Source organism: Streptomyces sp. NPDC027663 (genome assembly GCF_055566415.1).
This window is the reverse complement of the sequence record NZ_JBVHSK010000014.1, coordinates 103,906-127,596: the sequence shown is the minus strand read 5'-3', so window position 1 is coordinate 127,596 and position 23,691 is coordinate 103,906. Positions and strand designations below refer to the sequence as shown.

General features: G+C 71.6%; 20 protein-coding genes and 1 riboswitch. Of the genes, 6 read left to right on the top strand and 14 right to left on the bottom strand.

Translation table 11 applies throughout. The features are described from left to right. Position 1: 1 nt before the first annotated feature. The 4 genes from ACZ4SF_RS30050 to ACZ4SF_RS30035 form a co-directional block, all read right to left on the bottom strand. The gene (locus tag ACZ4SF_RS30050) at positions 2-688 is read right to left on the bottom strand and encodes a GntR family transcriptional regulator (RefSeq protein ID WP_468390379.1); all 687 of its coding nucleotides are present in this window, start codon (positions 686-688) and stop codon (positions 2-4) included. 199 nt (positions 689-887) lie between these two features. Beyond that, positions 888-1,643, bottom strand: a complete 756-nt coding sequence (locus ACZ4SF_RS30045) for a M23 family metallopeptidase (RefSeq protein WP_468390376.1) — start codon at positions 1,641-1,643, stop codon at positions 888-890. A 13-nt stretch (positions 1,644-1,656) separates the two neighbouring features. Continuing rightward, positions 1,657-1,816: riboswitch (cyclic di-AMP (ydaO/yuaA leader) on the bottom strand. Between the two features lie 210 nt (positions 1,817-2,026). Beyond that, positions 2,027-3,415, bottom strand: coding sequence for a M16 family metallopeptidase (locus ACZ4SF_RS30040; RefSeq protein ID WP_468390373.1), 1,389 nt, complete (start codon positions 3,413-3,415; stop codon positions 2,027-2,029). Then, positions 3,412-4,809 (bottom strand): M16 family metallopeptidase, encoded by a 1,398-nt coding sequence (locus tag ACZ4SF_RS30035; protein ID WP_468390370.1) that lies wholly within the window; start codon positions 4,807-4,809, stop codon positions 3,412-3,414. Before ACZ4SF_RS30035 ends, ACZ4SF_RS30040 begins: the two co-directional genes overlap by 4 nt. Before the next feature lie 319 nt (positions 4,810-5,128). Between ACZ4SF_RS30035 and ACZ4SF_RS30030 the strand changes: the two genes are divergently transcribed. Continuing rightward, positions 5,129-7,588: a DNA gyrase/topoisomerase IV subunit A gene (locus ACZ4SF_RS30030; protein ID WP_468390367.1), complete on the top strand. Its 2,460-nt coding sequence runs from the start codon at positions 5,129-5,131 to the stop codon at positions 7,586-7,588. Here the strand turns inward: ACZ4SF_RS30030 and ACZ4SF_RS30025 are convergent. Both ACZ4SF_RS30025 and ACZ4SF_RS30020 read right to left on the bottom strand, forming a co-directional pair. Beyond that, on the bottom strand, positions 7,585-8,718 hold the full coding sequence (locus ACZ4SF_RS30025) for a CobW family GTP-binding protein (protein ID WP_468390365.1): 1,134 nt from the start codon (positions 8,716-8,718) through the stop codon (positions 7,585-7,587). The genes ACZ4SF_RS30030 and ACZ4SF_RS30025 overlap by 4 nt on opposite strands. A gap of 260 nt (positions 8,719-8,978) precedes the next feature. Continuing rightward, a complete protein-coding gene (locus ACZ4SF_RS30020; RefSeq protein WP_468390362.1) occupies positions 8,979-10,145 on the bottom strand; it encodes a citrate synthase/methylcitrate synthase in 1,167 nt (388 codons plus the stop codon). A gap of 112 nt (positions 10,146-10,257) precedes the next feature. Between ACZ4SF_RS30020 and ACZ4SF_RS30015 the strand changes: the two genes are divergently transcribed. The 4 genes from ACZ4SF_RS30015 (at position 10,258) to ACZ4SF_RS30000 (ending at position 15,035) form a co-directional block, all read left to right on the top strand. Continuing rightward, positions 10,258-11,514, top strand: coding sequence for a citrate synthase (locus ACZ4SF_RS30015; protein ID WP_468390360.1), 1,257 nt, complete (start codon positions 10,258-10,260; stop codon positions 11,512-11,514). A 53-nt stretch (positions 11,515-11,567) separates the two neighbouring features. Further along, complete coding sequence (locus ACZ4SF_RS30010; RefSeq protein WP_468390357.1) at positions 11,568-12,509, top strand: sucrase ferredoxin; 942 nt, start codon at positions 11,568-11,570, stop codon at positions 12,507-12,509. 151 nt (positions 12,510-12,660) lie between these two features. Continuing rightward, positions 12,661-14,355, top strand: a complete 1,695-nt coding sequence (locus ACZ4SF_RS30005; protein ID WP_468390355.1) for an ATP-binding protein — start codon at positions 12,661-12,663, stop codon at positions 14,353-14,355. After that, entirely contained in the window at positions 14,355-15,035 is a 681-nt protein-coding gene (locus ACZ4SF_RS30000; protein WP_468390352.1) for a DUF7342 family protein, read from the top strand. Before ACZ4SF_RS30005 ends, ACZ4SF_RS30000 begins: the two co-directional genes overlap by 1 nt. An 18-nt stretch (positions 15,036-15,053) precedes the next feature. On the opposite strand, the gene ACZ4SF_RS29995 is transcribed toward ACZ4SF_RS30000, so the two are convergent. The 3 genes from ACZ4SF_RS29995 to ACZ4SF_RS29985 form a co-directional block, all read right to left on the bottom strand. Beyond that, the gene (locus ACZ4SF_RS29995; RefSeq protein ID WP_468390349.1) at positions 15,054-16,106 is read right to left on the bottom strand and encodes an ABC transporter substrate-binding protein; all 1,053 of its coding nucleotides are present in this window, start codon (positions 16,104-16,106) and stop codon (positions 15,054-15,056) included. 61 nt (positions 16,107-16,167) lie between these two features. Further along, on the bottom strand, positions 16,168-17,031 hold the full coding sequence (locus ACZ4SF_RS29990; RefSeq protein WP_468390347.1) for an ABC transporter permease: 864 nt from the start codon (positions 17,029-17,031) through the stop codon (positions 16,168-16,170). Next, positions 17,021-17,836 (bottom strand): ABC transporter ATP-binding protein, encoded by an 816-nt coding sequence (locus ACZ4SF_RS29985; protein WP_468390344.1) that lies wholly within the window; start codon positions 17,834-17,836, stop codon positions 17,021-17,023. The genes ACZ4SF_RS29990 and ACZ4SF_RS29985 overlap by 11 nt, the downstream gene beginning before the upstream one ends. 157 nt (positions 17,837-17,993) lie before the next feature. On the opposite strand from ACZ4SF_RS29985, the gene ACZ4SF_RS29980 reads away from it, so the two are divergent. After that, complete coding sequence (locus tag ACZ4SF_RS29980) at positions 17,994-18,686, top strand: response regulator (protein ID WP_468390341.1); 693 nt, start codon at positions 17,994-17,996, stop codon at positions 18,684-18,686. A 17-nt stretch (positions 18,687-18,703) separates the two neighbouring features. Here the strand turns inward: ACZ4SF_RS29980 and ACZ4SF_RS29975 are convergent, their stop codons facing one another. The 5 genes from ACZ4SF_RS29975 to ACZ4SF_RS29955 all read right to left on the bottom strand — a co-directional run bounded on the left by ACZ4SF_RS29975 (position 18,704) and on the right by ACZ4SF_RS29955 (position 23,263). Next, complete coding sequence (locus ACZ4SF_RS29975) at positions 18,704-20,299, bottom strand: solute symporter family protein (RefSeq protein ID WP_468390338.1); 1,596 nt, start codon at positions 20,297-20,299, stop codon at positions 18,704-18,706. Beyond that, positions 20,296-20,751 carry a DUF485 domain-containing protein gene (locus ACZ4SF_RS29970; RefSeq protein ID WP_468390335.1) on the bottom strand — a complete coding sequence of 152 codons (456 nt, stop codon included), beginning with the start codon at positions 20,749-20,751 and terminating at the stop codon, positions 20,296-20,298. The genes ACZ4SF_RS29975 and ACZ4SF_RS29970 overlap by 4 nt, the downstream gene beginning before the upstream one ends. Positions 20,752-20,913: 162 nt before the next feature. Further along, positions 20,914-21,597, bottom strand: coding sequence for a response regulator transcription factor (locus tag ACZ4SF_RS29965; protein WP_468390333.1), 684 nt, complete (start codon positions 21,595-21,597; stop codon positions 20,914-20,916). After that, positions 21,594-22,745, bottom strand: a complete 1,152-nt coding sequence (locus ACZ4SF_RS29960) for a sensor histidine kinase (RefSeq protein ID WP_468390330.1) — start codon at positions 22,743-22,745, stop codon at positions 21,594-21,596. The genes ACZ4SF_RS29965 and ACZ4SF_RS29960 overlap by 4 nt, the downstream gene beginning before the upstream one ends. Beyond that, positions 22,742-23,263 carry a DUF1453 domain-containing protein gene (locus ACZ4SF_RS29955; RefSeq protein WP_468390327.1) on the bottom strand — a complete coding sequence of 174 codons (522 nt, stop codon included), beginning with the start codon at positions 23,261-23,263 and terminating at the stop codon, positions 22,742-22,744. The genes ACZ4SF_RS29960 and ACZ4SF_RS29955 overlap by 4 nt, the downstream gene beginning before the upstream one ends. Positions 23,264-23,691: the final 428 nt, after the last annotated feature.

The window sequence follows — 23,691 nt, the reverse complement described above, 5'->3', positions numbered from 1 at the left end:
GTTAATGCCGCGGGCTCGACATGTTTACGGCATGTTGCGAAGACCTCACACGTTCCGCGGCGCCGGGAAAACGAAGCCGGTGCGCGCCCGTCGACCGCTCGGTGTGCAGTGCCGTGAGCGCCCGCGCGCGGTCACCGTCCCCGCGCGCCACCGCGTCCACGATCGCCCCGTGCTCCGCCCAGGTCTCGACCGGGCTCAGCGGCGCCTCCACCGCGTACATCCAGGCGATCTTGTGCCGCAACTGGGTGAGCACCGAGGTCAGCGAGGAGCTGCCGCAGGCCTGTGCGAGCGTCTCGTGGAACCAGCCGCCCAGCGAGCGCAGATCATCGCTGTGCCCCCTCCTGGCCCGCTCCTGGCCCAGCCGGACCAGGCCGCGCAGCACCTTCAGATGGGCCTCGGTGCGCCGCTGGGCGGCCCGGGCGGCCCCCAGCGGCTCCAGCAGCATCCGCATCTCCAGCAGGTCGGCGGCCTCCTGCTCGGTCGGCTCGGCCACGCACGCGCCCGCGTGCCGGCGGGTCACCACGAAGCCCTCGGCCTCCAGGGTGCGCAGGGCCTCGCGGACGGGGACCCGCGAGACGCCGTAGCGGCGGGCCAGGACCTCCTCGGTGAGCCGGCCGCCGCGCTCGTGGACACCCGCGACGATGTCGTCCCGGATCGCCGTGCACACCGAGTGCGCCGGAATACGCATGACCGACCTCCGCCTTAATCCCCGTGAAACGTCGACGATGGACGCGTGTTCCGTGACTCTATTGCAATGAGGCGGAATTTCCGACGGCGGCCCCTGATTCATGGATATTTTTTTGGACAGCGCCTCTGACGGGATCCGGCGGAAAACGCGAAAGCCCCGGCTCGGTGAGCCGGGGCTTCGGGCGCTCGCGCGCCGGGCGTCAGATCTGCACGCCGTGCTTGCGGAGGTAGGCCAGCGGGTCGACGTCGGAGCCGTACTCGGAGGTCGTGCGGGCCTCGAAGTGGAGGTGCGGGCCGGTGACGTTGCCGGTCGCGCCGGACAGGCCGATCTGCTGGCCCGGGACGACCTTCTGGCCCACCGTGACACCGATGGAGGACAGGTGGCCGTACTGGGTGTACATGCCGTCGGCCATCCGGATCACGATCTGGTTGCCGTACGCGCCGCCCCAGCCCGCCGAGACGACCGTCCCGGAGCCGACCGCGTGGACGGTCGTACCGCTGGCCGCGTGGAAGTCGATGCCGGTGTGCGAGCCGGAGGACCACAGCGAGCTGCTGGCCTGGTAGGCCGTGGAGACGTAGGACTGCGCGATGGGGGCGGTGAAGGCGTTGAGCCGCTTGCGCTCGGCCTCACGAGCGGCACGGGCCTTGGCCGCGCGTACCTCCTGGGCCCTCTTGGCGGCTGCCTTCGCCGCGGCCTCCTCGGCCGCCTTCTGGTCGGCTGCCTGCTGCTGGGCGGCGGCCTGCGCGTCGATGCGGTCGGCGACGTCGTCACTCACGGTGATGACCGGGGTGAGGCCGGTCTGCTCCGCGGGGCTCTCGGCGGCGAGCGCCGGGGAGGCGGCGAGGGTGCCGACGACGCCGGTGGTCGTGAGGGCCGCGATACCGGCCGCCTGAGCGGTGGTGCGCTTGACCCGGCCGGGCTTGCGGTGCTTCCCGGTGGCGCACATGAACGCCATGTAGTGGCTGGTCCTTTCCTTCCGTCTCGCCTACCGGGTTAGCTGACGGGTTCGGAGCAGGAAGGTCTCCTACGGACTCCCCCGCTCACGCGCGGGCGCCCGATTCACCCCAGGGACGGTGGGTCCCCGGCTCCCCTGGCTCGCGCCGTACGGGGACTCGGCGATGACTGTCCGGTGCCGCGGGTGCGGCGCACTGCCTGACGAACAGCCCCGACGACGCTACGGAACCTGCTTTCAATCCCCAAACGGATCCGGTGTTTTGTAGCGCATCCCACAGGGCAGACAGGCAACCTCCGCCTCAAATCGGGCATCTGGCAACACGAGTGGAACAGCGTGGGGCCCTGACGACCCGTAGGTCGTCAGGGCCCCACGCGCGTATGCCGCTACTCCGCGGCGACGACGGTGACTTCGCCGATACCCAGCGCCTCGACCGGCGCCTTGATCTCGGACGCGTCGCCGACGAGGACGGTCACCAGGCGGTCCACCGGGAAGGCGTTCACGGCGGCCGCGGTGGCCTCCACCGTGCCCGTGGCGGCCAGCTGCTGGTACAGCGTCGCCTGGAAGTCGTCGGGCAGGTGCTGCTCGACCTGGTCGGCCAGCGTGCTCGCGACGGCCGCCGCGGTCTCGTACTTCAGCGGCGCCACGCCCACGAGGTTCTGCACGGCGACATCCCGCTCGGCGTCGGTCAGGCCCTCCGCCGCGAGGGTGCGCAGCACCTTCCACAGGTCCTCCAGCGCGGGACCGGTGTTCGGCGTGTCCACGGAGCCGCTGATGGCGAGCATCGCCGCGCCCGTGCCGTCCGGCGCCGAGCGGAGCACCTGCCCGAAGGCGCGCACGCCGTAGGTGTAGCCCTTCTCCTCGCGCAGGACCCGGTCCAGGCGGGAGGTGAGGGTGCCGCCGAGGCAGTACGTGCCGAGCACCTGGGCGGGCCACACCCGGTCGTGCCGGTCGGGGCCGATCCGGCCGATGAGCAGCTGTGTCTGGACGGCGCCCGGCCGGTCCACGATGACCACGCGCCCGGTGTCGTCCGCGGTCACCGGCGGCACGGGCCGGGGCTCGCCCGGGGTGCCGGTCCAGGCGCCCAGGGTGTCGGTGAGCAGCGCGTCCAGGTCGGTGCCGGTCAGGTCGCCGACGACGACCACGGTGGCCGTGGCGGGCCGCACATGGCGGTCGTAGAAGGCGCGCACGGCCGCGGCGTCGATCTTCTCGACCGTCTCCTCGGTGCCCTGCCGCGGGCGGGACATGCGCGAGGCCGCCGGGAACAGCTCCTTGGAGAGTTCCTTGCCGGCGCGGCGGGTGGGGTTGGCCAGCTCGTGCGGAATCTCGTCCAGGCGGTTGCGGACCAGCCGCTCGACCTCGCTCTCGGCGAAGGCGGGCGCGCGCAGGGCGTCGGCGAGCAGGCCGAGACCCTTGGCCAGGCGGGAGGCGGGGACCTCCAGGCCGAGCCGGACGCCGGGGTGGTCGGCGTGCGCGTCGAGCGTGGCGCCCGCGCGTTCCAGCTCGGCCGCGAACTCCTCGGCCGAGTGCTGGTCGGTGCCCTCCGAAAAGGCCCGCGCCATGATCGTGGCGACACCGTCCAGGCCGGCCGGCTCGGCGTCCAGCGGCGCGTCCAGCAGCACCTCCACGGCGACGACCTGCTGGCCGGGGCGGTGACAGCGCAGCACGGTCAGGCCGTTGCCCAGCGTGCCGCGCTCGGGGGCGGGGAACGCCCAGGGCTTGGCCTCGCCCGGCTGCGGCTGGGGGTGGAAGTCCATGGTGGCGAGCTCGGTCACTTGGCCGTCTCCTCGTTCTCGTCGTGGCCCGCCTCTACGGTCGCTTCCGTCTCCGGGTCCTCGGGCACGTCCGCGTCCTCTACGGTCTCCGGGGACTTCGGCTCGTAGACGAGGACCGCGCGGTTGTCGGGCCGCAGGCGGGCCTTGGCGACCTCCTGGACCTCCTCGGGGGTCACCTCGAGGACGCGCTTGACGGCGGTGAGGGCGAGCTGCGGGTCGCCGAACAGGACCGCGTACCGGCACAGTTCGTCGGCGCGGCCGGCGACCGTGCCGAGCCGGTCCAGCCACTCGCGCTCCAGCTGGGCCTGGGCACGCTCCATCTCCTCGGGCGTGGGGCCCTCCGCGGCGAACCGGGCCAGCTCCTCGTCGATGGCGGCCTCGATGACCGGCACCTCGACGTCACCGGAGGTCTTCACGTCCAGCCAGCCCATGGAGGGGGCGCCGGCCAGGCGCAGCAGGCCGAAGCCGGCCGCGACGGCCGTACGGTCGCGGCGCACCAGGCGGTTGTACAGGCGTGAGGACTCGCCGCCGCCGAGGACGGTCAGGGCGAGGTCGGCCGCGTCCGCCTCGCGCGTGCCGTCGTGCGGGAGCCGGTAGGCGGCCATCAGGGCGCGCGCCGGCACCTCCTCCACGACCACCTCGCGCAGCTGCTCGCCGATGGTCACCGGCAGGGAGCCGTCGCGGGGCCGGGGCTTGCCGTCGTGGGACCGGATCGACCCGAAGTACCTCTCGATCCAGGCGAGTGTCTGCTGGGGGTCGATGTCGCCGACCACCGAGAGCACCGCGTTGTTCGGGGCGTAGTAGGTACGGAAGAACTGGCGGGCGTCCTCCAGGGTGGCCGCGTCCAGGTCCGCCATCGAGCCGATCGGCGTGTGGTGGTAGGGGTGGCCCTCCGGGTAGGAGAGGGCGGTCAGCCTCTCGAAGGCGGTGCCGTAGGGCACGTTGTCGTAGCGCTGGCGGCGCTCGTTCTTGACGACGTCCCGCTGGTTCTCCATGGACTCCTCGTCCAGGGCGGCCAGCAGGGAGCCCATGCGGTCGGCCTCCAGCCAGAGGGCCAGCTCCAGCTGATGCGCGGGCATGGTCTCGAAGTAGTTGGTGCGCTCGAAGCTGGTGGTGCCGTTGAGCGAGCCGCCGGCGCCCTGCACCAGCTCGAAGTGCCCGTTGCCCTTGACCTGCGCCGACCCCTGGAACATCAAGTGCTCGAAAAGGTGAGCCAGGCCGGTACGCCCCTTGACTTCGTGCCGGGAACCGACGTCGTACCAGAGGCACACCGCCGCCACCGGGGTCAGGTGGTCCTCGGAGAGCACCACGCGCAGACCGTTGGCCAGGCGGTGCTCGGTCGCTGTCAGGCCCCCGGAGCCTGCCTCGGCTGTGGTCGTGTGACCCATGGGCATGTGCGTCCCTTCGCGAGCGGAGGCGGTCGAAAGAAACCGCGGTTTTCCTGCCGTTCCTGCCACTGTATGCAAAGCGTGCGGGACCTCGGTGAAGTTCCCGCGGCACGTACGCCCACAGCGGATCGCGTAGCCTGCGTCCGACCCCTCTCAGGGCGGCTCCCGGGTACCGGCCGGGCCGCCGGGGGCCGGGTCGTGGCCCGGGCTGTCAGTGCCGCGGTCCACAATGGTCCGCGTCAGATCAGTCAATCGCTTCAGCAAGAGCGAGCCGGAGGGTGCGCGCCCCCTCGGCGAGCGACCAGATCAGGAGGAGCCGGCAGCGATGGCCCGCCGCAGCACGAAGACCCCGCCGCCCGACGATTCGTTCGAGGAGAGGATCCTCGACATCGACGTCGTGGACGAGATGCGTGGCTCCTACCTCGAGTACGCGTACTCGGTCATCTACTCGCGCGCCCTGCCGGACGCCCGTGACGGCCTCAAGCCGGTGCACCGCCGGATCGTCTACCAGATGAACGAGATGGGTCTGCGCCCCGACCGCGGCTACGTGAAGTGCGCGCGTGTCGTCGGCGAGGTCATGGGCAAGCTGCACCCGCACGGCGACGCGTCGATCTACGACGCCCTCGTGCGCATGGCGCAGCCGTTCTCCATGCGCGTGCCGCTGGTCGACGGCCACGGCAACTTCGGCTCGCTGGGCAACGACGACCCGCCGGCCGCCATGCGGTACACCGAGTGCCGCCAGGCCGAGGCGACGAGCCTGATGACCGAGTCGATCGACGAGGACACGGTCGACTTCGCCCCGAACTACGACGGCCAGGAGCGGGAGCCGGTGGCGCTGCCGGCTGCCTTCCCGAACCTGCTGGTCAACGGCTCCTCGGGCATCGCGGTGGGCATGGCGACGAACATGCCGCCGCACAACTTGCGGGAGGTCATCGCCGCCGCCCGCCATCTGATCCGGTACCCGAACGCCGACCTGGACGCGCTGATGAAGCACGTCCCCGGCCCGGACCTGCCCACGGGTGGCCGGATCGTCGGCATGGACGGCATCCGGGACGCGTACGCGACCGGCCGCGGCACCTTCAAGATGCGCGCCACGGTCGCGATCGAGACCGTCACCGCCCGCCGCAAGGGCCTCGTGGTCACCGAACTTCCGTTCACGGTCGGCCCCGAGAAGGTCATCGCGAAGATCAAGGACCTGGTCAACGCGAAGAAGGTCCAGGGCATCGCCGACGTCAAGGACCTCACCGACCGCGAGCACGGCCTGCGCCTGGTCATCGAGATCAAGAACGGTTTCGTGCCGGAGGCGATCCTGGAGCAGCTGTACAAGCTGACCCCGATGGAGGAGTCCTTCGGCATCAACAACGTCGCCCTGGTCGACGGTCAGCCGCTCACCCTGGGCCTGAAGGAGCTGCTGGAGGTCTACCTCGACCACCGCTTCGACGTGGTCCGCCGCCGCAGCGAGTTCCGCCGCAGCAAGAGGCGCGACCGGCTGCACCTGGTCGAGGGCCTGCTGACCGCCCTGGTCGACATCGACGAGGTCATCCGCCTGATCCGGTCCAGCGAGAACTCCGCGCAGGCCAAGGAGCGCCTGATGCGGCGCTTCTCGCTGAGCGAGGTGCAGACGCAGTACATCCTGGACACGCCGCTGCGCCGGCTCACCAAGTACGACCGGATCGAGCTGGAGGCGGAGAAGGACAAGCTCACCGCGGAGATCGAGGAGCTGACCCGGATCCTGGACTCGGACGCCGAGCTGCGCAAGCTGGTGTCGGCCGAACTGGCCGCCGTGGGCAAGAAGTTCGGCACCGACCGGCGCACGGTCCTGCTGGAGTCCGCGGGCGCCGCGGTGGCCGCCGTGCCGCTGCAGGTGGCCGACGACCCGTGCCGGGTGCTGCTCTCCTCGACGGGGCTGCTGGCCCGTACGGCGACCGACGAGCCGTTCCCGGAGAGCACGGGTGCCAAGCGCGTCAAGCACGACGTGATCGTCTCGGCGGTGCCGGCGACCGCGCGCGGGGTGATCGGCGCGGTGACCTCGACGGGCCGGCTGCTGCGGATCAACGTGGTGGACCTGCCGCAGCTCCCCGAGCCGACGACCGTGCCGAACCTCTCCGGAGGCGCGCCACTGGCGGAGTTCGTCTCCTTGGAGGACGACGAGACCGTGGTCTGCCTGACCACGCTGGACGAGTCGTCCCCGGGTCTCGCGCTCGGCACCGAGCAGGGCGTCGTCAAGCGTGTGGTGCCCGACTACCCGTCCAACAGGGACGAGTTGGAGGTCATCACGCTCAAGGAGGGCGACCGGATCGTCGGCGCGGTGGAACTGCGCACCGGCGAGGAGGACCTCGTGTTCATCACGGACGACGCGCAGCTGCTGCGCTTCCAGGCCTCCATCGTGCGCCCACAGGGCCGTCCCGCGGGCGGTATGGCGGGCATCAAACTCACCGAGGGCGCGAAGGTGATCTCCTTCACGGCGATCGACCCGGCCGCCGACGCGGTGGTGTTCACGGTCGCGGGCTCGCGCGGCACGCTGGACGACTCCGTGCAGACGACGGCCAAGCTGACCCCGTTCGACCAGTACCCGCGCAAGGGCCGGGCCACGGGCGGCGTCCGCTGTCAGCGGTTCCTGAAGGGCGAGGACTGTCTGTCGGTGGCCTGGGCGGGCCCGGCTCCCGCGCGCGCGGCACAGAAGACCGGTGCCCCGGCGGAGCTGCCGGAGCCGGACCCGCGCCGCGACGGTTCGGGCACCTCGCTGGCGAAGACGGTGGCGGTGGTGGCGGGACCGGTGTTCTAGGCCCCCTCCCAGGGCTCGTACGCCTCGGGGTCCGGCTCCGCCTCGGAACCCTGTACGTAGCGCAGGACGCCCCACATGCCGTGCTCGTCGGCGTGCGGGGCGTCGTCCTTGCACGCCTCCAGCTCCTTGCCTAGGCCGTCGGTGCCGATGCCGGAGCCGATCAGCACCAGCTGGGTGAGACGGTCGCCGCCGGCCGGCCAGGGCTCGGGGTAGAAGCGCAGGAACCGGCCGACGGCGTGCACGGCGTACCGGTTGAGCGGGTCGTACGGCCCGAAGTCGACGTACCCCTTGATCCGGTACAGCCCCTCGGGCCGGCTGTCCAGGAACTGCATGAGCCGGCGGGGCTCCAGGGGCACGCCGGAGGTGAAGGCCAGGCTGTCGTACCCGGTGTGCAGATGTCCGGCATGGGCGTGCGCGCCGCCCTCGCCATCGGGTTCGCCGTCGGTCTCGCGACCGGTTTCGCCGGGCTCGTGCAGGTCGTCGAAGGACAGCTGCCCGATGCGTTCCTCGCTCGGCTTGCAGTCGAAGAGGAACCCGGGGTCGATACGGCCGTAGGTGACGGGTACGACGGCGGCCCGGTCGGTGAGCGAGCGGACGAGCCCCAGGACCCGGCCGGGGTCGTCGGCGCGGTCGAGCTTGTTGACCACGACCAGGTCGGCGAGGGCGAGGTGCCGGTCGATCTCGGGGTGCCGCGCGCGCGTGTCGTCGAACTCGGCGGCGTCGACCACCTCGACCAGGCCGCCGTAGACCACCCTCGGGTGCTCGCTGGCCAGCACCATCCGCACGAGTTCCTGCGGCTCGGCCAGGCCGCTCGCCTCGATGACGATCACATCGATGCCGGCGGCGGGTGCGGCGAGCCGGTCCAGGTAGAGGTCGAGTTCGCTCGCGTCGACGGCACAGCACAGACAGCCGTTGCCGAGCGAGACCGTCGAGTCGCCGAGTGCGCCGGCGACGGCCATCGCGTCGATCTCGATGGCCCCGAAGTCGTTGACCACGGCTCCGATCCGGCTGCCTCCGCTGCGGTGCAGCAGGTGGTTGAGGAGTGTGGTCTTCCCGGAGCCCAGGAAACCGGCGAGCACGACGACCGGGACCTGCTGCGGACCGCCGCAGTTCCCCAAGTTGTTCCCCAACGGGTGACCTCTCTGACACACCAGCGCACACCGGCTCGCGTCCCGGCGCACGGACGAGCATGGACAGGTGGTCCAGGATACGAGCGGGCCGGAACGCGTCCGAAGTGAACACTTGGCGGCGTTGCAGTCCGGACGGTCCTGGCACAGGCCACCGAGGTGAGCGGTCCCGCCTTGCTTCCGTGCGCCTCCTGGCCGGCGGAGTCCTTCCGCCCGTCCGCGGACTGATCGGTGCACGTGGCCCGGTGAACGGCCGCACCGGGTCACCCGGTGCCCGTGGCCGCCTTCTCCGGCTCCGGTCCGACATACCGCGCCACCGGCCGGATGATCTTCGGGTCGGCCGCCTGTTCCAGGATGTTGGCGCTCCAGCCGACGACCCGTGCCGCGGCGAAGGTGGGGGTGAACATCTCCCGGGGCAGGCCGCAGAGTTCCATGACCACTCCGGCGTAGAACTCGACGTTCGTGTGGAGTTCGCGGCCGGGCTTCAGTTCGGCCAGGATCGCCTCCACCCGGCGTTCCACCTCCACCGCGAAGTGCACCCGTGGTCCGCCGAAGTGGAGCGCTGTCTCCCGCAGCATCCGCGAGCGGGGGTCCTCCGTGCGGTAGACGGCGTGCCCGAAGCCCATGATGCGGTCACCGGCGAGCACCCGCTCCCGGATCCAGGTGTCGATCCGGTCGGGTGTGCCGATCGCGTCCAGTGTGTCCAGGGCCCGGCTGGGCGCGCCTCCGTGGAGCGGGCCGGACAGGGCGCCGACGGCGCCGGTCAGGCAGGCCGCCATGTCGGCGCCGGTGGACGCGATGACGCGCGCGGTGAACGTTGACGCATTGAATCCGTGATCAATGGTTGAGACCAGATATTGCTCGACCGCACGCGCCCGGCGCGGCTCGGGCTCCGAATCGGTCAGCATGTAGAGGTAGTTGGCGGCGTACGAGAGGTCCTCGCGCGGCTCGACCGGTTCGAGTCCGCGGCCGAGCCGGTGCAGCGCGGTGAGCAGGGTCGGTACGGCCGCACAGGCGGCCAGGGTGTCGGCACGCCGCCGCTCCGCGTCGATGTCGTACACCGGCCGGAAGCCCCGGGCGGCACCCAGCAGCGACAGTGCCGTGCGCAGTCCGGCGAGCGGGCCGGAGCAGCTTCCGGCCGCGGCGATCGCGGGCAGGGCCGCCTGGACTTCCGTCGGCAGGCCTCTCAGGGCCGCCGTCTCGGCGGCGAAGACGGCGCTGCGGCCGGCGTCCGGGAGTTCTCCGTGGACCAGGAGGTGCCAGACGTCCTCGAAGCTCCGGGTGCGCGCGAGGTCGACGGCCGGGTACTGCCGGTAGTGGTAGAAGCCCTCGCTCCCCCGGACGTCACCGACCTCGGTATCGGCGACGACGACGCCCGCGAGTCCGCGTGGGGCGTCGATCAGCGGGGTTGCGGTCGAGTTGATGACCATGATTCTCCTCCCTGGAATTGATCCGACTGTCCATGCTTGACGAATTCCTTGTCAATATTGATCGGATCAATGCTTCCTCATCAACGTGTGCAGAGGGGCTACGGTGGCCCCCATGCGCGATCCCGAACCCGCCCCCCACCGTCCCGGGCACCGGCTGAGCACCAAGGAGACCGCCGAACTCCTCGGCGTGAAGCCCGAGACGGTCTACGCGTACGTGAGCCGCGGCCTGCTCAGCAGCCGGCGCGAAGCCGGTGGCCGGGCCAGCACTTTCGAGGCGAAGGAGGTGGAGGCCCTCGCTCGCCGCAACCGGCGCGAGGCGGCCGGCACCCCGGGCTCCGGCGGCGACCTGTCCGTCCGCACACGTATCACGCTGATCGATCAGGACCGGTACTTCTTCCGGGGCGTGGACGCCGTCGAGATGGCCGGCCGCCACTCCTACGAGGAGGTCGCGGAGTGGCTGTGGACGGGCCGCCTGACCCCCGGGGTGGTCTTCACCGCGCCCGAGGCCACCGTCGAGGTCGCCCGCCGTGCGGTGGACGCCCTGTCCGAGCACGCCTCCCCTGTCGACCGGCTGCGGGTGGCGGCCGTCGCCGCGGCGGCCGAGGACCCGCTGCGCTTCGACCTGTCCGAGGAGGCCGTGCTGAACACGGCACGGACCCTCATCCCGACGCTCGTCGCCGCGCTGCCGCCGGTCTGGCACGACCACAAGGACGACGGCCCGCTCGCCCACCGCCTGTGGGGCCGGCTGACCGGCCGCCCGGCGGACGAGGCCTCCCTGCGCGTCCTGGACACCGCGCTGGGCCTGCTCGCCGACCACGACCTCGCCGCCTCCACACTCGCCGTCCGGGTGGCCGCCTCGGCCCGGGCGCACGCCTACGCGGCCGTGTCGGCGGGTCTGGGCGTCCTGGAGGGTCCGTTGCACGGCGCCGCCAGCGGCCTGGCCCACCGGATGCTCCTCGACGTGCTCGACCAGGGCACGGCGGTCCCGGTGATCGCCGACGAGTTGCGCGCGGGCCGCCGCGTCCCCGGGCTGGGCCATCGGCTCTACCAGGGTGAGGACCCCCGCGCGCGGGCGCTGTTCGCCCTGCTGGAGCAGGTCCCGCGCGCGGAGTCCGCACTGCTGGCCGCCCGCGACATCGTCGCCACGACCGCCCGCCACACCCCGCTGCACGCCAACGTCGACCTGGCCCTGGCCGTGTTCACCGCCTCCTCCGGGATGCCCGCCACGGCCGGGGAGACGATCTTCGCCGTCGCACGGACGGCGGGCTGGATCGCGCACGCCCTGGAGGAGTACGGCGAGCGCCCGCTGCGCATGCGCCCCAGCGGCCACTACGTCGGTGCACGCCCGCCGCAACCCCTCCCGGACTAGAACACGGCGGGGCCGGAAGTCGCCCCGCGCGGAGTCAGGTTAGGCTCACCTCTGTGAGTAGGTGTGCGACCGTCTCCCGGAGCCTCGACGAGCCGGTTTCCGGCACGGCGGCCACGGCGACGACGTGGCTGCTGCTGGAACAGCCCGGCCCGTGGGGTGCCAAGGCGCTCACTTCGAGCCATCTGGACCGGGCGCTCGGCCGGGCGCTGGAGGCCGCCGCCGAGGGAACCGGCGTGCGCATCGCGCTCATCCGGCGCCCCGGGCGGCACGCCGACCCCGGCACGCCTCCGATCCGGCAGGTGTACGCCTCCCACACCGTTGCGGGGCGTGTGTGGCTGCACGGTGCCACCACCCGCGATCCCGAGCGGCTCCTCTCACTCGACTTCGCCGCCCTCGGGGCGGGCGACCACCGTTCCTTCGGCGCGGCGCTCGGCGGGCTGCCGCACACCGGGGACCCGCTCGCGCTCGTGTGCACCAACGGCAAGCGCGACCGCTGCTGCGCGCTCCTGGGCCGCCCCCTCGCCGCAGAACTGGAGGCGTCCGGTGTGCGCGGGGTCTGGGAGGTCACCCATCTGGGTGGACATCGTTTCGCCCCGACGGTGCTGGTCCTGCCGTACGGCTACGCATACGGCCGGGCGGAGGCGCACATCGTCAAGGAGGCCCTGCACGGCGTGCAGGAGGGGCGTGTGGTCGTCGAGGGGTGCCGTGGGTGCTCCGCGTGGGAACGGCCCGGCCAGGCCGCCGAACTGGCCGTCCGCTCGGCCTGCGGCGAGTACCGGGCGGGCGTGCTGAGCGTCGTACGGACCGCCGGCACGGCCCCCCGCTGGGAGGTCACCGTGTCCCACGCCGACGGCCGCCGCTGGCGGGTCACCGTGGCCCAGGGGGCGTCGCTGCCGCCCCGCCCGGAGAGCTGTGGCGCGGCCGTGCTCGGTGCGCCCGCGAGGATGGACGTGGTGGAGGTGCGCGAACTGAGGCCGACGGCTCTGGCGAGCTAGCCATCGGCCATCCGCCACGACCTGTGCATTGATCCCGCGACCTGGTCATCGCTCCCACGAGCCGGCCATTGATCGCTCGCTCAAGCATTGATCAAGGGGTGCACGTCGACCCGCTGGGGCGCTTCGGACCGTGCCACGTACCGTCGTGGGTATGAGCCGCACTCCCCCCGCACGCCGTCTGCGCCTCGGTATGCCCCGCCGGATGTTCTCCCAGGTGCTGCTCATGCAGGTGGCGATCGCCGCGGGCGTCGCGGTGCTCGCGACCGGGCTCTTCCTGGCGCCGCTGAGCAAGCAGCTGGACCAGGAGGCGATGCGCCGCGCGCTCGCCATCGCCGAGACGACGGCCCAGGACCCGCAGATCGCCGAGGGCGTCCTGACCACCCCGCCGACCGGCGACGGCCCGGTGCAGAAGGAGGCCGAGCGGATCCGCAAGGCCACGCACGCCGAGTACATCGTGGTGCTCGACCGGCGCTGGATCCGCTGGTCGCATCCCACGGCGGCCGAGATCGGCCGGCGCGTCTCCACCGACCCCAGGGACGCCCTGGCCGGCAAGCAGGTCATGGAGATCGACAAGGGCACCCTGGGACGCTCGGCGCGCGGCAAGGTGCCGCTGTACGACGCCGACCACCGCATCATCGGGGCCGTCTCGGTCGGTATCGCCTACGACAGCGTGCGGGCGCGGCTGATCAGCGCGATCCCGGGGCTGTTCGCCTACGCCGGAGGTGCGCTGGCGGTGGGCGCGCTGGCCGCCTGGCTGATCTCCCGCCGAGTGCAGCGGCAGACCCGGGACCTGGCCTTCTCCGACATCTCGGCGCTCCTCGCGGAGCGCGAGGCGATGCTGCACGGCATCCGGGAGGGAGTCGTCGCGCTCGACCGCGGCGGCCGGATCCGCCTGCTCAACGACGAGGCACGGCGGCTGCTGGGCATCGGCGACGAGGCCGTCGGGCGGACCCCCGACGAGGCGCTCGGCGCGGGCCGTACGACGGATGTGCTGGCCGGCCGGGTGACCGGCACCGACCTGCTCACCGTGCGCGGCCAGCGGGTCCTGGTCGCCAACCGTATGCCCACCGACGACGGCGGCGCCGTGGCCACCCTGCGCGACCGGACCGAACTGGAGCAGCTCGGGCGCGAACTCGACTCCACGCGCGGGCTGATCGACGCCCTGCGCGCCCAGGACCACGAGCATGCCAACCGTATGCACACGCTGCTCGGGCTGCTGGAACTGGAGATGTACGACGACGCCATGGAGTTCGTCGGCGAGGTGGTGGGCGACCACCGGGCCACCGCCGAGCAGGTCACCGAGAAGATCCAGGACCCGCTGCTGGCCGCGCTGCTGGTCGGCAAGGCGACCGTGGCGGCCGAGCGCGGGGTGGCCCTGTGGGTGTCGGAGCACACCCGGCTGCCGGACCGGCTGATCGATCCGCGGGGCCTGGTCACGATCGTGGGCAACCTGGTGGACAACGCCCTCGACGCGGTCGCGGGCACCCCGCACGCGCGCGTGGAGGCCGAGTTGCGCACCGAGGGCCGTACGGTCGTCCTCCGGGTGCGCGACACGGGCCCCGGCGTACCGGCGGACCAACAGGAGTTGATTTTCACGGAGGGCTGGTCCACCAAGCAGCCGCCCGCGCACGGCAAGCGGGGCATCGGCCTCTCCCTGGTGCGCCGGCTCGCCGAACGGCAGGGCGGGAGCGCCACCGTGAGCGCGGCGGCAGGGGGCGGCGCGGAGTTCACGGTGGTCCTGCCGGAGGCGCTGACCGAGCCGGATCTGCAGCCGGCGCTCACCGGGTCCGTGGAGTCCGCCGAGGAGAGGGCGGACGCCCCGGCCACCGCCGAGGAGGAGGCGTGATGATCGAGGTGCTGGTCGTGGACGACGACACCCGGGTGGCCCGGGTCAATGCCGCCTACGTGGCGAAGGTGCCCGGGTTCCATGTGGCCGGCGAGGCACACAACGCGGCCGACGCACTGCGCCAGGTAGAGACCCTGCCCCGGCTGGACCTGGTCCTCATGGACCATTACCTGCCCGACGGCACGGGCCTGGCGGTCGTCCGGGAGATGCGCCGGCGCGGCCACCAGACCGACGTGATCATGGTGACGGCGGCGCGGGACGTCTCGACCGTCCAGGCGGCCATGCGGCACGGGGCGCTGCAGTACCTGGTGAAACCTTTCGCCTTCGCCGGGCTGCGAGCCAAGCTGGAGGCGTACGCCGAGCTGCGGCGCACCCTGGACGGCGGCGGGGAGGCCGAACAGGCGGAGGTGGACCGCATCTTCGGCGCCCTGTCCGCCCCGTCCGAGCCAGGCCTGCCCAAGGGGCACTCCCCCACGACGGCCGAGCTGGTGCGACAGGTGCTGATGAACGCCGAAGCCCCGCTGTCCGCCCAGGAGATCGCCGAGCGGACGGGAGTGAGCCGGCAGACCGCCCAGCGGTACCTGAAGCTCCTGGAACGCACCGGCCGGGCCCGGCTGACCCTGAAGTACGGCGAAGCGGGCCGCCCGGAACACCGTTACGAGTGGGCGGCCCGCGTCTGAGCACGTCTCATGCAGCGGTCACTTGACCGCCTTGACGAACTCCGTCGTGTACGTCTTGCTCAAGTCGACATCTGCGTTCTTGATGGTGGGATTGAATGCCTTGAGCACCTTCTCAACCGTCTCGGGACCGCCCTGCGGCATCACGCCGTCGTCGGTGAACATCGGAAGGGTGCTTTCGACGGCCTGCGCGTACAGGGCCTTGTCGCCCTGGGAGTAGTCGGCGGGCATCTTGGCGGCGATCTCGTCGGCGCTGTGCGTGGACATCCACTTGAGCGTCTTGACGAACGCGTTGACCAACTTCTGGACGGTGTCCTTGTGCCCCTTCACCCAGTCCGTCTGCATGTACAGACTTGACGACGGATACGGCCCGCCCAGCGCCTCCTGCGAACCCTCCTGGGTGCGCATGTCGACGAGGATCTTCCCCGCCTTCTTGTCCAGGATCGTCGCGACGGTCGGGTCGGTGGTCATGCCGCCGTCGATCGCGCCCTTCTGGAGCGCCGCGACGAAGGTCGGCCCGGCCCCCACCGCGACCGGCGTGAAGTCGCTGACCCGTACGCCGTTCTTGACCGCCAGGTATTTGGTGAGGAAGTCGGTCGAGGAGCCGAGTCCGGTCACGCCCAGCTTGCGGCCCTTGAAGTCCTTGGGCGAGGCGAGGTCGCCGGCCTCCTTGTCCGAGACGATCTCGACCTCGCCGGGCGCGTGCGAGAACTGCACGACCGACTCCACCGCCTTGCCCTTCACCTGCAGGTCGAGGGTGTGGTCGTAGAAGCCGACCGCCCCCTGCACCTGGCCGGAGACGAGCGCGGTCTCGGCCTGGACCCCGGCGGGCTCGCTGAGAAGCTGGACGTTCAGCCCCTCGGCCCGGAAGTAGCCGAGGCGCTGCGTGAGCATCGCGGGCAGGTAGATGACCTTGTCCAGGCCGCCCACCATGATCTTGACGGTCTCCCCCCTGCCGCCGCCGCTGCCGGCGTCGGCCGTGGAGCCGGCCTCGTCGTCGGCACAGGCGGTGAGCGAGGAGAGGGCGAGCAGTCCGGCGGCGGCCAGGCAGGCGTATCTTGCGGGCTTGCGCATGCGGTTCACGTCCTTGAGAGGGGGCGGTGCGGGGAAAGGGCCGGGGTGTGGCGGTGGCCGGTCAGCTGTCGGAACCGGTGGGCTTCCAGCGGAAGACGCGGCGCTCGGCGAAGGTCAGCAGCCCCTCGGCGACGAGGGCGACGACGGCGAGGATGACCATGGCGGCGTACACCCCGGCCGCGTTGAAGGTGTTCTGGGACTGCGCGACGAGCAGGCCGATGCCCTTGGTCGCGCCGATGTACTCGCCGACGATGGCGCCGATGAGGGCGAAGCCGAAGCTCACGTGGAGGCTGGTGAAGATCCAGGAGGTGGCCGACGGGACGACCACCTGGAGCGTCACCCTGCGGTCGCTCGCGCCCAGGATGCGGGCGTTGGCCACCAGGTTGCGGTCGACCTCCCGGGCGCCCTGGAAGGCATTGAAGAACACCGGGAAGAAGACGAGGACCACGGCGGAGGCCACCTTGGACGACGGTCCGAGGCCGAACCAGATCAGGAAGATGGGCGCCAGCACGATCCGGGGAATCGAGTTGAGCACCTTGATGTATGGACCAAGAACCTCGGCGAGCAATCTGATCCGCCCGAGCGCAATACCGAGCAGGACACCGGCGACCACACCGATGACCCAGCCGAGCAGCGCCTCATAGAGCGTGTACCAGATCTGCTCGCCCAGGGAGCCGAGCGCGGTTCCGTGGGTCACCCAGGTGTAGATCTGGTCCCAGATCCTGGAGGGCATCGAGAAGTTGAACGGGTCGATGACCTTGGCCCGGGACAACGCCTCCCACAGTCCGAGGACGGCCACCAGGAGCACCACGCGCGCGGCGCTCACGAGGATCTTGCGCCGGCGCGCGGCCCGGGCGCGGGTCTGAGCCCGGCCGGGAGTCTTGGCGGTGCCGACGACGGGGGTGCCGAGAACCTCAGGCGACATGGGCGGCACCTCTCTCACGGGTGATGCGGACCTCTTCGCCGAGGGACTCCCAGATCTCGCGGTAGATCTCGATGAACCGCGGCTCCAGGCGCACCGACTCGACCTTCCGCGGCCGGGGCAGATCGATGTCGAAGACCTGCTTCACGGTCGCGGGGCCGGCGGTCATCACGACGACCTTGTCGGCCAGCGCGATGGACTCCTCCAGGTCGTGGGTGACGAAGACGACCGAGGCACCGGTGCCCTCCCACAGCTCCAGCAGCTCGTCCGACATCAGGGCCCGGGTCTGCACGTCGAGCGCCGAGAACGGCTCGTCCATTAGGAGGATCTCGGGATCGTTGACGAACGTGGCCGCAAGCGCGACCCGCTTGCGCTGGCCGCCGGAGAGCTGGTGCGGATAGCGGTCCTCGAAGGCGGCGAGTCCGACCCGGGCCAGCCACTCACGGGCCTTCTCCCTGGCCTCCGCTTTGGGAACGCCCCGGAAGCGCGGGCCCGCCATGACGTTCGACAGCACGGTCCGCCAGGGGAAGGTGGCGTCCTGCTGGAAGACGAAGCCGACCTTCTCGCCGACGCCGTCGACCGGCTCCCCGGTCACCCGCACCTCGCCCTCGGTGGGCTCCTCCAGACCGCTGACCAGCGTCAGCGTGGTGGACTTGCCGCACCCGGTGGGTCCGACGACGGCCACGAACTCGCCGCAGTTCACGGTGAGGTCGAGACCGCGCACGGCGGTGTGCAGCGCCCCGGACGGGGTTCTGAAGGTCTTGCTCGCACCCCGCAGCTCGATCGCGGGGCTGGTGTGTGCGCTCATGGGGCGGGACGGTAGGTGCGGCCCCGGCCGTAGCAGGAGTCTTGTGAGCACAAGCCGTTCTTTTGCTCGCAGGAGCCTGTTGTGCTCGTTTTGCTCGCGCTACAACTGCGGAGCCGAACACGGGCTCAGCGCTCGCCGGCCTTGAAGGAGAGGCCTGATGATTGACGTCCTGGTGGTGGACGACGACTTCCGCGTCGCCGAGATCAACGCCAAGTACGTAGGAAAGGTTCCCGGCTTCCGGGTGACCGGCCGGGCGCACAGTGCCGCCCAGGCCATGGCCGCCGTCGAACGCGGCGCCATCGACCTGGTCCTGCTCGACCACTACCTGCCGGACCGTACCGGCCTGGAACTCGTCCACCGGATGCGGGAGCAGGGCCACCACGCCGACGTCATCATGATCACCGCGGCCAGTGATGTGACGACCGTCCAGCAGGCGATGCGCCTCGGCGCCCTGCACTACCTGGTCAAGCCCTTCACCTTCGCGGCGTTGCGCGCCCGCCTGGACTCCTACGCCGCCCTGCGCCGCACGGTCGACCGCGTCGGCGGCCGGGGCCTTACGGGTCAGGAACAGATCGACCGGATCTTCAGCGCCCTGCGCACCGTCCCCGCCCCCTCCGCGCCCGGCCTGCCCAGCGGTCACTCGGAGCCCACGACCGACCTGATCTGCGAGGTGCTGCACCACGCCGGCCGGCCGCTCTCGGCCCACGAGGTGGCCGCCCGCACCGGCCTGAGCCGCTCCACCGCCCAGCGCTACCTCCGCCACTTGGAACAGGCGGGCCGTCTCCGCCTGTCCCTGAAGTACGGCGACACCGGCCGCCCGGAACACCGGTACGCCTGGGTGTCCCCCTAGCGACTCCTGTGGCCCGGCTACACCGCGCCGGCACCCGTCAGCGAACGCACCTCGGTCTCGGCGAACTTGGCCTCGTCCGCGACCTCGTCCGACGTGACCGTGCCCAGCCAGCCGGCGAGGAAGCCGAGCGGAATGGAGACGATGCCCGGGTTCTCCAACGGGAAGTACTGGAAGTCGACACCCGGGAACAGCGAGCCCGGGCTGCCGGACACCACCGGCGACAGCAGCACGAGTCCGATCGCCGGGAACAGCCCGCCGTACACCGCCCACACCGCGCCCCGTGTGGTGAAGCCGCGCCAGAACAGCGAGTAGAGCAGGACCGGCAGATTCGCCGACGCTGCGACCGCGAAGGCCAGCCCCACGAGGAAGGCGACGTTGAGATCACGGGCCAGCAGACCGAGCGCGATCGCCACGATTCCGATGCCCACCGCGGCGCACCGGGCCACGGCCACCTCGCTGCGCGGGGCCCCACCGCGCGGCGGGCGCAGCGAGGCGTACAGATCGTGGGCCACCGAGGCGGAGGAGGCGAGCGTGATGCCGGCCACCACCGCGAGGATCGTGGCGAAGGCGATCGCGGCGACGATCGCGAACAGAACCGTTCCACCGGTGGAGCCCGCCCCGCCGCCCAGGTCGAGAGCGAGGAGCGGCACCGCGGTGTTCCCGGCCGCGTTGGAACGGCGCACGGCGTCCGGTCCCACCACCGCCGCCGCTCCGAACCCGAGCACGAGCGACATCAGATAGAAGCTGCCGATCAGACCGACGGACCACACCACGGAACGGCGGGCGGCCCGCGCGGTCGGCACGGTGTAGAAGCGGGACAGGATGTGGGGCAGGCCTGCCGTGCCCAGCACCAGCGCGAGCCCGAGGCTGATGAAGTCGACACGGGAGGTCCAGTCCCCGCCGTACTTCAGTCCGGGTGCCAGGAACGCCTTGCCGTGACCGCTGCGTTCCGCGGCCGTCAGCAGCAGCCGGTCGACGTCTCCGTGGAACCGCAGCAGGACGAGCACGGTCAGTGCGACCGTCCCGCTGATCAGCAGGACCGCCTTCACGATCTGGATCCAGGTGGTGGCCCGCATCCCTCCCAACGACACATAGATCACCATGAGCGCGCCCACCCCGATGACCGCCCAGGACTGGGCCGCCTCGCTTGTCTGCCCCAGCAGCAGCGCCACCAGGCTGCCCGCGCCGACCATCTGCGCCACCAGGTAGAGAACGGACACCGTCACCGAGGAAGTTCCCGCGGCGGTCCGCACGGGCCGTTCGCTCATCCGCGCGGCCACCACGTCGGCGAGGGTGAACCGCCCGCAGTTGCGCACCAGTTCCGCCACCAGGAACAGCACGACCAGCCACGCCACGAGGAATCCCACCCCGTACAGCAACCCGTCGTACCCGTACAGCGCGATGAGCCCGCTCACCCCGAGGAACGATGCCGCCGACATGTAGTCGCCCGCGATGGCAAAACCATTCTCCATCGGGGAGAACAACCGCCCGCCGGCATAGAACTCCTCCGCCGAACCGTGCCGTCGACGGCTCACCCAGGTCGTGATCCCCAAGGTGACCGCCACGAAAACGCTGAACAGCAGCAGAGCCAGGGTCTGGTGGTCACCGGTCATGAGGCGCCCCCCTGCACTCCTCGGGTCAGTTCTTGGGTGTCCCAGCGCAGCTCCAGCGCGGCCCGGTCCCGGCGCAGCCTGGCGTGCCGCGCGTAGGCCCAGGTGAGCAGGAACGTGGTGAGGAACTGCCCGAGCCCCGCCAGCAGGGCCACGTTCACCGCGCCCACCACCGGCCGGGCCATGAGTCCGGGCGCGGTCGTCGCGGCGATCACGTACCCCGCGTACCAGACGAGGAACGCCACGACTCCCGGCACCACGAACCGCCGGTATCTGCTGCGCACTTCCTGGAAGGCCTCGCTCCGTTGCACCTCGAGGTACACGTCACGGGCGCGCAGTGCCGTGGCGCTCGCCTCGCTCCGCGCCGGCGGCACGGCCGAGGCCGGCCTGCCGGTACCGTCCAGCTCGCCCCAGCCCGCCGCCAGGGCGTCGTACCAGGGGTCCTCGAACGCCACCTCATGGGCAGCTGCCCCGTGTTCTTCCTGGTGCCCCGCCGGACTCTCGGGACCGTCCCCGGCTCCGCGGGAACGACCGTTGCGTGACTGCATGCCCAAGGATGGACAGAACGGGAGCATCCCCGACTCTTCTTCCTCGGGCTCTTCACCCCATCAGGTGACTCACCCGGCGGGTGGCCGCACAAGACCCTTGCTGTAGGCGTAGCGCACGGCCTGCGCCCGGTCCTTGAGCCCCGTCTTGGCGAAGAGGTTGTTGATGTGTGTCTTCACGGTCGCGGTCGACACATGCAGTCTGCGGGCGATCTCCTGGTTGTTGAGGCCTTCGGCGATCAGCACCAGAACCTCGGTCTCCCGTGCGGTGAGCCCGTCGGGTGCCTCGGTCGGGGCCGGTGCCGGCTCGGGCTGGGACAGCCGCTCCAGCAACCGGCGCTGGACGCTGGGCGACAGCCCTGCGTCTCCCGACAGCACGCTCTCCACGGCGCGCACGATCTCGTCTCCGCCCGCGTCCTTGGTCAGGTACCCCTTGGCCCCGGCCCGCAGCGCGGGGAACAGCGACTCGTCGTCCGCGTACGTCGTCAGTACCACCACCTGGGTCCCCGGGTACTGCGCCCGGATCCGCCGGGTGGCCTCCACACCGTCGCAGCGGGGCATCCGGAGATCCATCAGGACCACGTCCGGGGCGAGTTCCCCGGCGAGCCGCACCGCCTCCTCGCCATCGCCCGCGGCCCCGACGACCTCCAGACCGGGCAGCAGACCGAGCAGCATCACGATGCCCTCACGGACCACGGTCTGGTCGTCGGCGACCACCACCCGCGCGGGCTTCTTGCCGCCCTCCGCCTCCGTCATCCGGGCACCTTCAGCGTCACCACGAAACCCTCCTCGTGCGGCCCCGCGTGCAGCGAACCGCCCAGCAGTTCGGCACGCTCACGCATGCCCAGCAGACCGTACCCGCCTCCGAAGCCGCCGAGTTCGCCCGGCCGTCCGCCCGAATCCCTCACGTGCAACGTCACTTCGTGTTCGCGGTAGTCGAGCCGCACCCGGACCTTGGCACCCTGGGCGTGTTTACGCACGTTCGTCAGCGCCTCCTGCGCGACCCGCCGCACGGCCTGGGACGCCTCGGCCGGCAGCGGTCTGCGCTCACCCGTGACGGTGACCTCGGCGCCGTCGGCCGTGCTGACGAGTTCGGTCAGGAAGTCCTCCAGCGGTGTCAGCTCTCCCCGCAGCGCGGACAGCGCCTGCCGGGTCTCGGCGAGGCCGTCGCGGGCCATCCCCCGGGCGGCCACCACCCGTTCCAGGATCCGCTCGCGGCTCGCGCCGTTCTCGATCAGCAGCCGCGCTGCCTCCAGGTGCACGAGCTGCGCCGAGAGGCTGTGGGCCAGTACGTCGTGGATCTCCCGTGCGATGCGCGCACGCTCCGCCAGCGCCGCCGACTCCGCCTCGGCGGCTCGTGCGGCCCGCTCCTGGGCGAGCAGCCGCTGTGCGTTGCCGCGTGCCTCCGCGTCCAGCCGCAGGACGTAGCCGGCGAGGGCCATGCCCGCCACCGTCGCCGCCGTGGTCAGCCACACGTCGTTGTTGAACGCGGCGTACGAGGCCAGTGCCGCCGACGTCACGGGCACGGCGGCACCCAGAGGGAGTCTCTCCAGGGCGGCGATCCCGCACCCGCACCAGATCACCAGGGCCGGCCCTCTGAACCCCGTGACCTGTGCCGCGACCGCGATGCCCAGCAGCACGGTGATGAGCGCCAGGGAGGGCACCAGCCGATGCGCGTACGTCGTGCGGAGGAAGCCCCAGGAGACGAGACCGGCCAGCAGCACCGTCGCGGCAGCCGCGAGCGCGCCCCAGATGCCCACGTGCTGGTGACTGAACGCGGCCCACAACAGCAGGGCGAGCAGCACCAGCCGGACGGCCCAGGTGAGCATGCGCCGGGGCCGGGAGACTCCCGTTCGGCCGAGCGCTTCACGCGACGGCCAGCGTGTCCAGGCGTTCTCCTTCACGCGCGCTCCTTCCAGGCCGGCCGCATGACGTCACCGTACGCCGGGGCAACAGGGGTCGCGGGGCCCTGGGACCGAGCCCGCCCGGCCAGGATCCCGGCGCGGACCAGCAACGTGCCGGCCAGGCCGAGCATCAGGGCCGAGCTGTCCTGGTGCACGCCGAGCGCGGTACCGAGACCGAAGACGCCGGCCCGCAGTGCTATGCCGACGAGCCATACGCCGATGCCGGCATTCGTGCCCTTGATCCAGACGACGCCGTCCGCGGCCGTCCAGATACGGGTGGTCCACGCCCAGCCCGCGCCCGTGGCGAGTCCGATCAGAACCTCGACCAGGAGCAGCACAGCGGCTGCGGTCCTGTGGTGGGCGTCGAGAATGCCGGGCTCGCGCAGCGCCACGACGGCGAGGATCAGGGGCAGCAGCCACCAGCGGCGGTCGGTGTCGATCGGACGGGCGCGGAACTGCCGCGCGATCACCATGGCGACCACGGCCACGATCACCAGCGCGTTGACGAGCCCGGACATCGGTGCCTCCGTAAGCGGGAAGGTGTGCCGGAAGCGAGCGCTGCCGACCCTTCGAAGCTACGGAAATGCGCAGGTCAGAGGATCGGATCCAGGGTGGATCACGGGTGGAACCTCTGACCGGCCCGCCTCCACCCACGGGTGGAGGGACGGTACGGGCGGACCCTTGGAATGTCGTGGGCCGGGTGGTGCGGGCGGGTGGGATCGGCCGCGAGGCAGGCTGCGCCCGGGGCAACCGGTACGGGCTGGGGCCTGCATGCCGCCGGAGGAGACCAGCCCCCGGTCGGCCGCTGAGCCGTCAGCCGGCCCGTCACGCCAGGCCGTCTCCACCCGGTTGCCGGGTTGCCCGCCCCCGCCGGCGGCCGGGGCCCGGCCGCCGGCGGGGGCGACGCGCAGCAGTCCGGCGGCCACACGGCCGCCCCCAGCAGGCC